8 protein-coding genes are annotated in these 12981 nt (G+C 59.4%); 7 read left to right on the forward strand and 1 reads right to left on the reverse strand.

All coding sequences use genetic code 11. The features are described 5' to 3' along the window. Position 1 precedes the first annotated feature (1 nt). Positions 2-4714, reverse strand: a complete 4713-nt coding sequence (locus CES87_RS07640; protein ID WP_128605795.1) for a dermonecrotic toxin domain-containing protein — start codon at positions 4712-4714, stop codon at positions 2-4. Positions 4715-5000: 286 nt separating this feature from the next. Here CES87_RS07640 and CES87_RS07645 point away from each other — a divergent pair, with 286 nt between their 5' ends. From CES87_RS07645 to astE, 7 genes are all read left to right on the forward strand, one after another. Next, positions 5001-6221 (forward strand): aspartate aminotransferase family protein, encoded by a 1221-nt coding sequence (locus CES87_RS07645; protein WP_128605650.1) that lies wholly within the window; start codon positions 5001-5003, stop codon positions 6219-6221. Between the two features lie 222 nt (positions 6222-6443). Beyond that, positions 6444-7463: an arginine/ornithine succinyltransferase subunit alpha gene (aruF, locus tag CES87_RS07650; protein WP_128605651.1), complete on the forward strand. Its 1020-nt coding sequence runs from the start codon at positions 6444-6446 to the stop codon at positions 7461-7463. A gap of 73 nt (positions 7464-7536) precedes the next feature. Beyond that, the gene (gene astA, locus CES87_RS07655; RefSeq protein ID WP_128605652.1) at positions 7537-8562 is read left to right on the forward strand and encodes an arginine N-succinyltransferase; all 1026 of its coding nucleotides are present in this window, start codon (positions 7537-7539) and stop codon (positions 8560-8562) included. Next, positions 8559-10028, forward strand: a complete 1470-nt coding sequence (gene astD / locus CES87_RS07660; protein ID WP_178081403.1) for a succinylglutamate-semialdehyde dehydrogenase — start codon at positions 8559-8561, stop codon at positions 10026-10028. The genes astA and astD overlap by 4 nt, the downstream gene beginning before the upstream one ends. A 169-nt stretch (positions 10029-10197) precedes the next feature. Then, positions 10198-11544, forward strand: coding sequence for an N-succinylarginine dihydrolase (astB, locus tag CES87_RS07665; RefSeq protein ID WP_128605654.1), 1347 nt, complete (start codon positions 10198-10200; stop codon positions 11542-11544). Positions 11545-11605: 61 nt separating this feature from the next. Further along, positions 11606-11893 carry a topoisomerase II gene (locus tag CES87_RS07670; RefSeq protein ID WP_128605655.1) on the forward strand — a complete coding sequence of 96 codons (288 nt, stop codon included), beginning with the start codon at positions 11606-11608 and terminating at the stop codon, positions 11891-11893. Between the two features lie 12 nt (positions 11894-11905). Then, on the forward strand, positions 11906-12916 hold the full coding sequence (astE, locus tag CES87_RS07675; protein WP_128605656.1) for a succinylglutamate desuccinylase: 1011 nt from the start codon (positions 11906-11908) through the stop codon (positions 12914-12916). Positions 12917-12981 lie beyond the last annotated feature (65 nt).

Raw genomic sequence — 12981 nt, forward strand, 5'->3', positions numbered from 1 at the left:
TTTACTCGTCGATCTCGGAACCATTAGAGGTGGAAATCTCCATTTCACCTCGATCGAGCACCTCTTCTACGCCAAAGTCTACGCGCGTGCGTTCGTAGTAGCTGATCAGCTGCAACAGGCTTTCCTCTGAAAACGGGTTGCCTCTCAAGGTTATGCACTCTGCGACGTCCGTGGGCAATTCCATGAGGTCGCTGGGCACTTCAGTAATCGCATTTTCGCTCAAGTCTACCCAGTCCAGGTCGTTCAGCTGAAATAGGCCATTAGGTATTTCAGTGATGCCAGTGTCGTTTAGCAGGATTGTCGCCAGGTTTGTCATCTGGCGCAGATCAAGGGTCTGTCCCAAAGGACTGTGGCTCAGATCGAGGTAGTCGAGCAGCTCCATTCCCGCCAATGCATTTGTAGACTCTACCGATAGCGTCATCCTGCAATTGGGTAGTGACAGTGAGCGCAGATGACCCATCTTGAACACGGCGTCGGGAATATTGCCAAGATGGCATTCGCGCAAGCTGAGACTTTGCAAGTTCGGAAACGACTCCAGGAAGCGCCCGATGCGCGTCACGCCATCGGCGCTTTGCAGTTCCAGCGTTGTGACATGGCTGAAATCGGCACTCAATGCAGGCAACTCACCGCTTATCGGCGTATTGAGAACCAGTTCAAAGATCGGCTGAAGTGAGTCGTTGAAACTGTCCATCCCCGTTTCACGGCGCCAGCATCGTTCCAGCGTTTGCACGAACTCGTCGCGGTTGACGTTCTCGACAAACAATTGATGTACATCGAACGGCTCGCCCGTCAGCGGATGCCGGGGAGGCAGGTCGGCGGTCCAGGTGGCGAGGTCGCTGCTCAGCTGAGTGAGTTCCGCTTCCAGTTTGGCGAGCGCTGTCCTGCCGTCTGCCAGTGTGCCGGGCAGTTCATACACGAAGTCGCTCGCGTGTTCGAACTCCATGTTGGGGTACAGCGCCGTGACTCGTTGAATATCCGCCTCGGGTGCCGAAATACCCAGATCGTTAGAGGTTTCGACGTAATGCTGTTTAACTATTTCCCGCGCTGTATCGCTAAGCGGGTTGTCAGAAAGATGAACGCCGCGCTTTTCGCACACCGGACTCTCAAGCAGTCCGGAAGGCAACTCACTTATGTAATTGCTCATCAACATAAGGCTCTCGAGCCGGGTGTGTCGCAGGGCGCCTCTGGGGATTTCAGTCAGCCCGGTATGCGTCAGGTCCAGATGGGCGAGCGTCGGCATTGATTCGATGCTCGGCACGCCTTCAAATGTGTTTCGGTAGAGCTCCAGCATCGTCAGTTTTTTCATCGAGGCCAGTTTTGACCAAGCGGCTGTATCGAATTTGATCGCGCAATCGCTGAGGATCAATACGTCAAGATTCGCCATTTGCCCGATGGCCTCGGGAAGCGTACTCAGAGAGAAACGACGCAACTTCAGCCGGCGAAGCGCGGGAAATTGCTGCAAAAAACCATGCACATCTTGCGCCGAATGATGACCTTCGAGCTTCAGTTCCGAGACGTGGCTGAAGTTGGCCGTCAGTTGCGGCAGGTCGCCGGGCACAGGCTCTGCGAACCGCAGCGTATAACCTTCGGTCCCGTCCGGCGCACCAAAGTCCCGATCCGATTGCCGCCGCCAACTGCGCTGGATTTCCTGGGCGAGCAACCGGCGGTTACGTCGTACCGCTTGTTGTTCCACGTCACTCAGCGGGAGTCGGGTTTCGTGGTGGACGGTGGGGGAATCGCTGATCCAGAGATCCAGGTCTCGATGCAACTGATAGAGCTCTTGGGCCAGGCGTGTAAGTTCCGAGCGAGGACCATCGGGGTGTCGTCGCAGGTTGGCAACGGCAGTGCTCAGTTCTTCCTGGGTCAGGCTGGGATAAACCTCGCGAACACGATCGTCGAGCGTTGGCGTCTCACGGTTGATGCGGCTGTAACCCTCCGCGCCGCCGGGCAGGCGCATGGTGGCCGGGTCGTAGAAGGGTTTCCGATGGGGGGTGTCTGCGAACAGCGTGCGCAGCTCCGGTTGAGATGCCGCGTGCTCAGCGATGCGCTGCTTGAGCACTTCGCCATTTTTGGCCGAAAGACCGGGTGCGTTGCGCTCCGCGTCGGTCAAGGTTTGCAGGATGGCCTGATAAAAGGTGCCAGGCTGACGACTCGTTTCATGGACATGGAAAGAGCCGTCTTCAGCGTGCACCAGTGTCCTGAGAATTGGCGCGTCCGTCTGCCCGATGCTGTCTCGCAAATAGCCCGTATGAGAATACTCCCTGACTTCTATGCGCAGACTAGCAGGCCAGCCTGGCATTGATTCGAGACTGTGCAGGGCCAGTCGATAATAGTCATGCGTGTCCATACCTTCGAGATAAAACCCCTCATAGGCCCTGGCGACACGTACTGCTTCCATGGCTCTGAGCGCCACGTTTTTCAAGCGTGGAGGCACTTGCCCGCTGTGCAGTTGCATCCATTCGCTGCCCGTTGCATTGCTCACCAGCTCTTGTGCGATGTCTGTCGGCAGGTGTTGCACAACACCTTGCAGCAGCTGGACGTTGCGATCATCGGTTTTCTCAAGTTCACGGTTGCGAGATTCGAACAGCGAAAGGCGCTGGTTCAGTGCCTGATAGCGGTCGGGATGGTCGCCACCGGCCTCGATGAGTGCCTGGATGTCGCGGTCTATTTTAAAGCGCTTGATGGTGTCGGTCAGCAGTGAAGGCGGACGCTGATTTTCAACATGGATTTCGCGTAACACATTGTCGTGGAAGCCGCTAATTCGCAGGACTTGCTCGCGCTCGGCACTGGTCAAAGACTCGACTAAAGGACCAAGGCGACGCATCACGGTGTCGCGGTCCCACGTCAAGGGTTGCTCCAGTGTTGTCTGCCAGGCGCCGTGGTTGTTGTGCCGCAGTGGCGGCTTATAGGCGTCGGCCCGGTTCGGATGCTCAATTTGGAATTCGCCAGTCTGGCCATCCGGCTTGACGGCATAGAGTTTGTCTTCAAGGCGCAGCAGCGTTTTTCCATCATGCTGGTAAAGACCGCGGTGATCGGGTTTGGCGGCTTTCGGCAAATCGACGGATTGCTCGTATGGGGCGAGATTTGGCTTCCAGTAGCGGGTTTTGCCACCGACCGTTTCTACGGGTTTGAGTGTGGAGAACATGGTCACCGATTCGCGGGACATCAAACGGCTGAATGCACCGGCCGCCAGGGCGCCACCCACTGCGAATGTCCCGAGTTGAACCACCGATTCAGACAGGGCTATCACGTGGCCGAGCGCTTCGGTTTTAAGGCCTTCGGCCCAATCGACAATGCCTTCGAAGACTTCATCGAGCATTTGGTAGGCCATGTAGGCCAGCATCAATTCACCCAGAAACGGCACAAAAGGCAGAGCCACAAACGACGCGACTTCAAGAATCGTCGTGGCGACTTTGCTGAAGGCGTCCCACAGCGCCCATCGTGCGGCACGGTCGGCGCTGGTGGTGGAGACGGCCATGGAGCGCGCGTCGTTGAGGATCTTGTTCAGTTGTTGCTGATAAAGGTGAATCCACAGATCGCTTTTGACCGGGCTCACCGAAAACAGCAAGTTGGGTTTGTCGATGGGGGTTTCTCGCCAACTGGGCATCGGATCGCCGTACCGGTGCTCGTGCCAGGTCACAGCACTGAGGCGACGGCTGAGGTCGGCGAAAAAGTGCCCTCGTTCCTGATGTTCGACGAATCGGCTGAAGAACGACTGGTAGTCGGGGGAGCGCAGTTTGTCGGTCAGCTCTTTGATGAATGCCAATGAGTCGGGATATTGCTTGAGCGGATGCTCCGGATCGTCGGGGACGTAGACAATGACTCGTGTTGCCTGCTGCAAGCGAGCGAATCTGGGCGCGAAAACCACGATGCCGGTGAGCGATGAGGACATCATCGACAGGTCATGGCAGTGCAAAAGTTGACTATCCAGCCGCATGCCCTCGCGGCCCTCAACAATGCCGAGAATCGAATCAAATGCGTCGGTCGGCAGGTCTTTGCGGATGTGAGCCAGTTGCAGGGCTGCTCGAAGGGCGGCTTTGTGTGTACGGATGACATCCAGCTTCACGACCTCGCCGGCCACCCGGCTAGTCAATCCCAGGTTTTCTTTAAGGTAAGCCTCGTACTGGCCGCCGATATCCAGTTCCCGACACAACTGGGTGAATCGCTGAACAGGCAGTTGGCGTTTCAGTGCCGGCAACGTGTCGAACTGTCCGGTGGGAGAGGGCTCGGTGATGAATGTCGAGTCTCGCTCGTAGGCGTCTGACTGTGTCTCCGACTCTTGAAAGTTGTGCAGGGCGGCATCGAGCAGCGATACCGTCCAGGTACGGGCGCCACCGGTTTTGATCGGGAACCAGGGGGTGCTCTGAGGAATGTACAGGCGCAAGAAAGTAGTCTTGACGTCCACTTCCAGGCTGAAGCGGGTTTTGAGGGCGTCGCTCAGGAGGGTTTCGGCAAAATCCCGGGCGTTTTGCAGTTTGCCCAGTCGTGCCTCCAGTCGATTGCGCTGGGTCCAGTGTTCTTCGCTGGCCGATTTCAGCGACTGCTGTTGCTGGCGGGTTGCCGTGGTGTACCAGTCTGGAAGTTGCAGCCGAGCATCTTTCAGGGCGTTGCGCGTGCGGGGCGATGCTTTTAGTGCCCAGGCTGGCAAATTGTTGAGCGCCAGGTGGAAATGCGCGTCGGGCTGCGCTGTCAGTTCGGGTTCATGCTGATTCATTGTGGTGTTGCCTTGGCATTCGGATTGAAGCCAAGGAAAACAAGCGAAGAAGCACGCTGTGCGGTACATATTTACCGCTCCGCTCGACAACCCTGCCTGAAACCTGTGCAGCCGGTTTAAACTGCGCCTTTGCGACCCTATATGTCGCATTGCCGTAAACCCGGGAAAATCCGGTGTTTGCGCTATAAGAAGTTGTCGCTTGGCGGCAAGGCCGGGCTGAAAACTGTCCTTACAATCCCCCATCGCTCGCCAGTTTCAGGCGAGTGTTCCTCTTCAGGAGACTCCGATGTCCGTTGAGCACGCTGCGGTAGAACGCGCCGATTTCGACCAGGTAATGGTTCCCAACTACGCGCCTGCCGCTTTCATTCCGGTACGTGGCGCCGGTTCCCGCGTTTGGGACCAGTCCGGCCGCGAGCTGATCGACTTCGCCGGCGGGATTGCCGTCAACGTATTGGGCCATGCGCATCCGGCGCTGGTCGGTGCATTGACCGAGCAGGCGAACAAGCTGTGGCACGTGTCCAACGTGTTCACCAATGAGCCGGCCCTGCGCCTGGCCCATAAGCTGATCGACGCGACCTTTGCCGATCGTGCCTTCTTCTGCAACTCTGGCGCCGAAGCCAACGAGGCCGCTTTCAAGCTGGCCCGTCGTGTCGGCCACGATCGTTTCGGCAGCGAGAAGTACGAAATCATTGCCGCACTCAACAGCTTCCACGGTCGGACCCTGTTCACTGTGAACGTCGGTGGTCAGTCGAAGTACTCCGATGGCTTCGGGCCGAAAATCACCGGCATCACTCACGTGCCGTACAACGATCTGGCTGCACTGAAAGCCGCCATTTCCGACAAGACTTGCGCTGTAGTGCTGGAACCGATCCAGGGCGAAAGCGGCGTGATCCCGGCCGAGCTCGAATACCTGCAAGGCGCCCGTGAACTCTGCACCGCACACAACGCGCTGCTGATCTTCGACGAAGTGCAAACCGGCATGGGCCGTACCGGCAAACTGTTTGCCTACCAACATTACGGCGTGACCCCGGACATCCTGACCAGTGCCAAGAGCCTGGGCGGCGGTTTCCCGATCGCGGCGATGCTGACCACCGAAGACCTGGCCAAACACCTGGTCGTCGGCACCCACGGCACCACCTACGGCGGCAACCCGCTGGGGTGCGCTGTCGCTGAAGCGGTGATCGACGTGATCAACACGCCTGAAGTGCTGGCCGGCGTCAATGCCAAGCACGACAAGTTCAAGGCGCGCCTTGAGCAGATCGGCGAGAAGTACGGCCTGTTCACCAAGGTCCGCGGCATGGGCTTGCTGATCGGCTGCGTGCTGAGCGAAGCCTGGAAAGGCAAGGCCAAGGACATCTTCAACGCCGCTGAAAAAGAAGGCTTGATGGTGCTGCAAGCGGGCCCGGACGTGGTTCGTTTCGCCCCAAGCCTGGTGGTTGAAGACGCCGATATCGATGCCGGTCTGGATCGTTTCGAACGTGCCGCGGCGAAATTGACGCAAGCCTGATAGACCCTTCGACGCCTGAGTGTTCAGGCGTCGAACCAATTTTTATGCCGGGCCCGGAACCCAATGTGGGAGCGGGCTTGCTCGCGAAAGCGATGTATCAGTCAACATCGTTGCTGTCTGACACACCGCTTTCGCGAGCAAGCCCGCTCCCACATTGGTCCGAGTGTCGTCAATGACACCCCGGTTATTTTTACTCAAAGAGTTTTAGAAAGGAGTGACACCATGCTGGTGATGCGCCCCGCGCAAATGGCTGATCTGGGCGAGGTACAGCGTCTGGCTGCGGACAGCCCGATTGGTGTCACTTCCTTGCCGGATGACGTTGAACGCCTGAGCGACAAGATCGCCGCGAGCGAAGCCTCGTTTGCCGCCGAAGTCAGCTTCAATGGTGAGGAGAGCTATTTCTTCGTCCTTGAAGACAGCACCACCGGCAAACTGGTCGGCTGCTCGGCGATCGTGGCCTCGGCGGGATATTCCGAGCCGTTCTACAGTTTCCGAAATGAAACCTTCGTGCACGCCTCCCGCGAGCTGAAGATTCATAACAAGATCCACGTGCTGTCGCAGTGCCACGACCTGACCGGTAACAGCCTGCTGACCAGTTTCTACGTGCAGCGCGAGCTGGTGGGTTCGCCATGGGCCGAGCTCAATTCCCGTGGCCGCTTGCTGTTCGTGGCCAGCCATCCGGAGCGCTTTGCCGATTCCGTGGTGACCGAGATCGTCGGCTACAGCGATGAAAACGGCGACTCACCGTTCTGGGACGCCATTGGCCGCAACTTCTTCGACCTCAACTACGCCGAAGCCGAGCGCCTGTGCGGTCTGAAGAGCCGCACGTTCCTGGCCGAGCTGATGCCGCATTACCCGATCTACGTGCCGCTGCTGCCGGACTCCGCTCAAGAGGCGATGGGCCAGGTGCACCCACGGGCGCAAATCACCTTCGACATCCTGATGCGCGAAGGTTTCGAGACTGATCACTACATCGACATTTTTGACGGCGGCCCGACCTTGCACGCCCGCGTCTCGGGGATCCGTTCGATTGCCCAGAGCCGCGTGGTGCCAGTAAAAATCGGCGAGCCGGTCAAAGGTGTTGGTCGCCAGTACCTGGTAGCCAACGCCCAGTTGCAGGATTACCGCGCGGTCTTGCTTGAGCTCGATTACGCGCCAGGCAAACCAGTGACCCTGGATCTGGAAGCGGCCGAAGCCCTGGGCGTCGGTGAAGGTGCGAGTGTGCGCCTGGTAGCGGTTTAACACCTGCTCCAACAAATGACTGGAAAGCAGCGAGTTTCGCGGGTGGCGCAAGCGGCCCGTTTGAGGAGATAGCATGATCGTTCGTCCCGTACGCAGCAGCGATTTACCCGCTCTGATCGACCTGGCCCGCAGCACCGGCACCGGCCTGACCACTTTGCCGGCCAACGAAGAGCGTCTGGCTCACCGGGTCGGCTGGGCCGAGAAGACCTTTCGCGGCGAAGCCGGGCGGGGCGATGCGGACTACCTGTTCGTGCTCGAAGATGACAACGGTCGCGTGGTGGGCATTTCCGCCATCGCTGGCGCCGTCGGCCTGCGTGAACCCTGGTACAACTTCCGGGTTGGCCTGACGGTCAGTGCTTCGCAAGAGCTGAATATCTATCGCGAAATTCCGACGCTGTTCCTGGCCAACGACCTGACCGGCAACTCTGAATTGTGCTCGCTGTTCCTGCACGCCGATTATCGCAACGGCCTCAACGGTCGCATGCTGGCCAAGGCGCGGATGCTGTTCATCGCCGAGTTCCCGCAACTGTTCGGCAACAAGATCATCGCCGAGATGCGCGGTGTGTCCGACGAAGCCGGGCGTTCGCCGTTCTGGGAAAGCCTGGGTCGGCACTTTTTCAAGATGGAATTCAGCCAGGCCGATTACCTGACGGGCGTTGGCAACAAGGCGTTCATCGCCGAACTGATGCCAAAATTCCCGCTGTACACCTGCTTTTTGTCGCCGGATGCGCGCAACGTCATCGGTCAGGTTCACCCTGACACCGAGCCGGCGCTGGCGATGCTTAAGAGCGAAGGTTTCAGCTATCAAGGCTACGTCGACATCTTCGACGCCGGCCCAGCGGTGGAATGCGAAACCGGCAAGATCCGCGCAGTGCGCGACAGCCAGGCACTGGTGCTAGCCGTCGGCACACCGGGTGACGACGCTACGCCGTTCCTGATTCACAACCGCAAGCGCGAAGACTGCCGGATGACTGCTGCGCCAGCCCGCTTCGCCGCCGGAACGCTGGTGGTCGACCCGCTAACCGCCAAACGTCTTCAACTCAACGCCGGCGATCAGGTGCGCGCCGTTCCGTTGTCCGCTGCTCGGGAGTCGAAATAATGAAGTCGCTATACATTGCAGGTGAATGGCTGGCCGGTCAGGGCGAAGTCTTTGAATCGCTGAACCCGGTGACCCAGCAAGTGCTGTGGTCCGGTGAAGGTGCCACCGCCGCTCAGGTTGAATCGGCTGTGCAAGCGGCGCGTCAGGCGTTCCCGGGCTGGGCCCGCCGGACTCTGGAAGAACGCATCGTGGTGCTGGAAGCCTTTGCTGGCGCATTGAAGAGCAACGCTGACGAACTGGCCCGCACCATCGGTGAGGAAACAGGCAAGCCCCTGTGGGAAGCGGCGACCGAAGTCACCAGCATGGTCAACAAGATTGCGATCTCGGTGCAGAGCTACCGCGAACGTACCGGCGAAAAGAGCGGCCCGCTGGGCGACGCCACCGCCGTGCTGCGTCACAAGCCCCATGGCGTGGTCGCGGTGTTTGGTCCTTACAACTTCCCTGGCCACTTGCCCAACGGCCACATCGTGCCGGCGCTGCTGGCCGGTAACAGTGTGCTGTTCAAACCAAGCGAACTGACACCGAAAGTCGCCGAACTGACGGTCAAGTGCTGGATCGAAGCCGGCCTGCCGGCCGGTGTGTTGAACCTGCTGCAAGGCGCGCGCGAAACCGGTATCGCTCTGGCGGCAAATCCGGGCATCGACGGGCTGTTCTTCACCGGCTCCAGCCGCACCGGCAATCACCTGCACAATCAATTCGCCGGCCGTCCGGACAAGATCCTCGCGCTGGAGATGGGCGGTAACAACCCGCTGGTGGTCGATCAGGTCGCCGATCTCGATGCCGCTGTTTACACCATCATTCAATCGGCATTTATTTCCGCCGGTCAGCGTTGCACTTGTGCGCGCCGCTTGCTGGTGCCGCAAGGGGCATGGGGCGATGCGTTGCTGGCGCGTCTGGTGGCAGTCAGCTCGACGATTGACGTGGGTGCCTTCGATCAACAACCGGCGCCGTTCATGGGCTCGGTGATTTCCCTTGGCGCGGCCAAAGCATTGATGGAGGCTCAGGAGCATCTGCTGGCCAACGGTGCGGTGGCCTTGCTGGAAATGACTCAACCTCAGGCTCAGGCCGCGTTGCTGACCCCTGGCATTCTCGATGTGACCGCCGTGGCCGAGCGCCCGGACGAAGAGCTGTTCGGTCCGTTGCTGCAAGTGATTCGCTACGCTGATTTCGAAGCGGCAATCACTGAAGCCAACGACACCGCCTACGGTCTGGCGGCCGGCCTGCTCTCGGATTCCGAAGCGCGTTATCAGCAGTTCTGGCTGGAAAGCCGCGCCGGTATCGTCAACTGGAACAAACAACTGACCGGTGCCGCGAGCAGCGCGCCATTCGGCGGCGTCGGCGCTTCGGGCAACCATCGCGCCAGCGCCTATTACGCGGCGGATTACTGCGCGTACCCGGTGGCCTCGCTGGAAACGCCGAGCCTTGTCTTGCCGAGCGCACTGACCCCTGGCGTGCGCATGTCGTAAGACCGCTTTCGCGGGAAAGCCTCGCTCCTACAGGATTCATGTCGGCCGCCAATTCCGCGGTTGATCAACAAAACCTGTAGGAGCGAGGCTTGCCCGCGAAGGCCGCGACTCGGTCTTACTGAATTGTTACCTGAAGCCTATAACAACAGATTCTCGTGGAGCCTCGCTGATGAAATCCTATGAAATCAATTTCGACGGTCTAGTGGGGCCGACCCATAACTACGGTGGCCTGTCCTACGGCAACGTCGCGTCCCAGAGCAACAGCCAGCAATCTTCGAACCCGAAGGAAGCCGCGCTGCAAGGCCTGGCGAAAATGAAAGCGCTGATGGAGATGGGCTTCCAGCAAGGCGTACTGGCGCCGCAAGAGCGCCCGGATGTGGCAGCACTGCGTCGCCTGGGCTTCAGTGGTACCGACGCTGAAGTGATCGAGCGCGCCGCCAAAGAAGCGATGCCGCTGCTGGTCGCCAGTTGCTCGGCGTCGAGCATGTGGGTAGCCAACGCCGCCACCGTCAGCCCGAGTGCCGATACCGCGGACGGCCGCGTGCATTTCACCGCCGCCAACCTGAACTGCAAGTACCACCGCAGCATCGAGCACCCGACCACCAGCCGCGTACTCGGGGCGATGTTTGCCGACCAGAAGCACTTCGCCCATCACGCCGCCTTGCCGGCCGTGGCGCAGTTCGGTGACGAAGGCGCGGCCAACCACACCCGTTTCTGCCGCGAATACGGCGAAGCCGGCGTCGAGTTCTTCGTATTCGGCCGTAGTGCGTTCGACACCCGCTACCCGGCTCCGCAAAAGTACCCGGCGCGCCAGACCCTTGAAGCGTCCCAGGCCGTCGCGCGTTTGCACGGTTTGAGTGATGACGGCGTGGTGTACGCCCAGCAGAACCCGTCGGTGATCGATCAGGGGGTGTTTCACAACGACGTGATAGCGGTCGGTAATGGCGAAGTGCTGTTCTATCACGAGGACGCCTTCCTCGAGACCGAGCAGATGCTTGCTGAATTGCAGAGCAAACTCGCCAAAGTCGGTGGGAAATTTCAGTCTGTCTGCGTACCGCGTTCTGCGGTAACCGTCGAAGACGCAGTTCGGTCCTACCTGTTCAATAGCCAGCTGCTGTCGCGTCCTGACGGCTCCATGCTGTTGATCGTTCCGGAAGAATGCCGTGGCAATGAGCGTGTGTGGCAATACCTGCAGGGTTTGACCAGCTCCGGCGGCCTGATTCGTGAAGTGAAAGTTTTCGATCTCAAGCAGAGCATGCAGAACGGCGGTGGCCCTGCTTGCCTGAGGTTGCGCGTCGCGCTCAACGAAACCGAGCTGGCGGCAGTCAATCAAGGGGTTATCATGACGGCACCGTTGTACGGCACGTTGACCGAATGGGTCGAAAAGCACTACCGCGACCGCATGACCGAAAACGATCTTGCGGACCCGCAATTGCTGCTTGAGTGCCGGACGGCACTGGATGAACTGACGCAAATCCTTAAACTGGGCGCGGTTTATCCATTCCAGATCAATTGATCGACGGCGCGCGTTCGGGCACGACAGCGCGCCGCTTCATCTCAAACGAGAGCGTAATTACATGAGCGATACCCTGCAGCTGATCCTTGAAGACACCGACGGCACGCAACTGGAAACCTCCTGCACCCGCGTCGCGGTCATGTGGCAAGGCAAAGAGCTGTGGATCCAGCACGATGGCCGCGGCCAATTGCTGATCGGCGTGGACGTCGAAGAAGGTGACGCCGAGTACGCCAACCTGCTGCTGCGCCCATTGGCGACTAATCTGGTAAGTCTGCAACTGGAAATGGAACCGGCTGAAGTCGGCGACGAAGACCACGTTCACGGCCCGGATTGCAATCACGACCATTAAGGAAACCGCTCTATGCTCGCCCTCGGCAAACTGCTTGAACTGACCCTCGCCGGCCGCGAACCGGCGGAGAAGACTCAACTGACTGTCGAAGGCGTGCGCATGCGCTGGTTGAGCGAGGGTGCGCTGGAAGTCCGGCCACCCGAAGCGCGCGACAATGGCCTGGATCTGCTGCTGTCAGCGGGGATCCATGGCAACGAAACAGCACCGATCGAACTGCTTGATCGGCTGCTGCATGACATCGCACGCGGCGATCTTAAGCCGCGCGCACGTATTCTGTTCCTGTTCGGTAACCCCGAAGCGATTCGCAAGGGCGAGCGTTTCGTCGAGCAGGATGTCAATCGGCTGTTCAATGGCCGTCACGAACAAAGTAGCGGCTTCGAAGCCTTGCGCGCTTGCGAGCTGGAGCGGCTGGCCGCCAGTTTCTTCAGCCTGCCGGATCGCCAGCGTCTGCACTACGACCTGCACACCGCGATTCGCGGCTCAAAAATCGAGCAGTTCGCGTTGTACCCGTGGAAAGAAGACCGCCAGCATTCGCGCCAGGAACTGGCTCGCTTGCGTGCCGCCGGCATGGAGGCGGTGCTGCTGCAGAACAAACCGTCCATCGTTTTCAGTTCCTACACCTACGACAAACTCGACGCCGAGGCCTTCACGCTCGAACTGGGCAAGGCGCGGCCGTTTGGGCAGAACGACGGGGTCAATGTCTCCCTGCTGGAAACCCGCCTGAAACAGATTATCGAAGGCAGCGAGCCGGAATCGACTGAAGAGGCGTTGGACGGTTTGCAGTTGTTCAGCGTGGCTCGGGAAATCATCAAGCACAGCGATAATTTCCGCCTGAACCTGCCAGCGGACATCGAGAATTTTTCGGAGCTGGAAGTGGGTTATTTGCTGGCCGAGGACATCGCCCAGACCCGCTGGATCATCGAAGAAGAGGGTGCCCGGATCATCTTCCCGAACCCCAAGGTGAAGAATGGCCTGCGTGCCGGCATCCTGATCGTGCCGACTACCGACGAAAACCTGGCCTGAGACAGGCACGCCGCCCTCCTGTAGGAGCGAGCATGCTCGCGATGAGCCGGAGAACGCTGCGGGGA

It is taken from the genome of Pseudomonas sp. ERMR1:02 (assembly GCF_002277815.1).
GTDB lineage: Bacteria > Pseudomonadota > Gammaproteobacteria > Pseudomonadales > Pseudomonadaceae > Aquipseudomonas.

Bases quoted from the DNA above. Each gene is read 5' to 3' on its own strand.
- astB (WP_128605654.1), top strand. From the start codon at position 10,198: ATGAAATCCTATGAAATCAATTTCGACGGTCTAGTGGGGCCGACCCAT.
- astA (WP_128605652.1), top strand. From the start codon at position 7,537: ATGATCGTTCGTCCCGTACGCAGCAGCGATTTACCCGCTCTGATCGAC.
- CES87_RS07670 (WP_128605655.1), top strand. From the start codon at position 11,606: ATGAGCGATACCCTGCAGCTGATCCTTGAAGACACCGACGGCACGCAA.
- astE (WP_128605656.1), top strand. From the start codon at position 11,906: ATGCTCGCCCTCGGCAAACTGCTTGAACTGACCCTCGCCGGCCGCGAA.
- aruF (WP_128605651.1), top strand. From the start codon at position 6,444: ATGCTGGTGATGCGCCCCGCGCAAATGGCTGATCTGGGCGAGGTACAG.
- CES87_RS07640 (WP_128605795.1), bottom strand. From the start codon at position 4,714: ATGAATCAGCATGAACCCGAACTGACAGCGCAGCCCGACGCGCATTTC.
- CES87_RS07645 (WP_128605650.1), top strand. From the start codon at position 5,001: ATGTCCGTTGAGCACGCTGCGGTAGAACGCGCCGATTTCGACCAGGTA.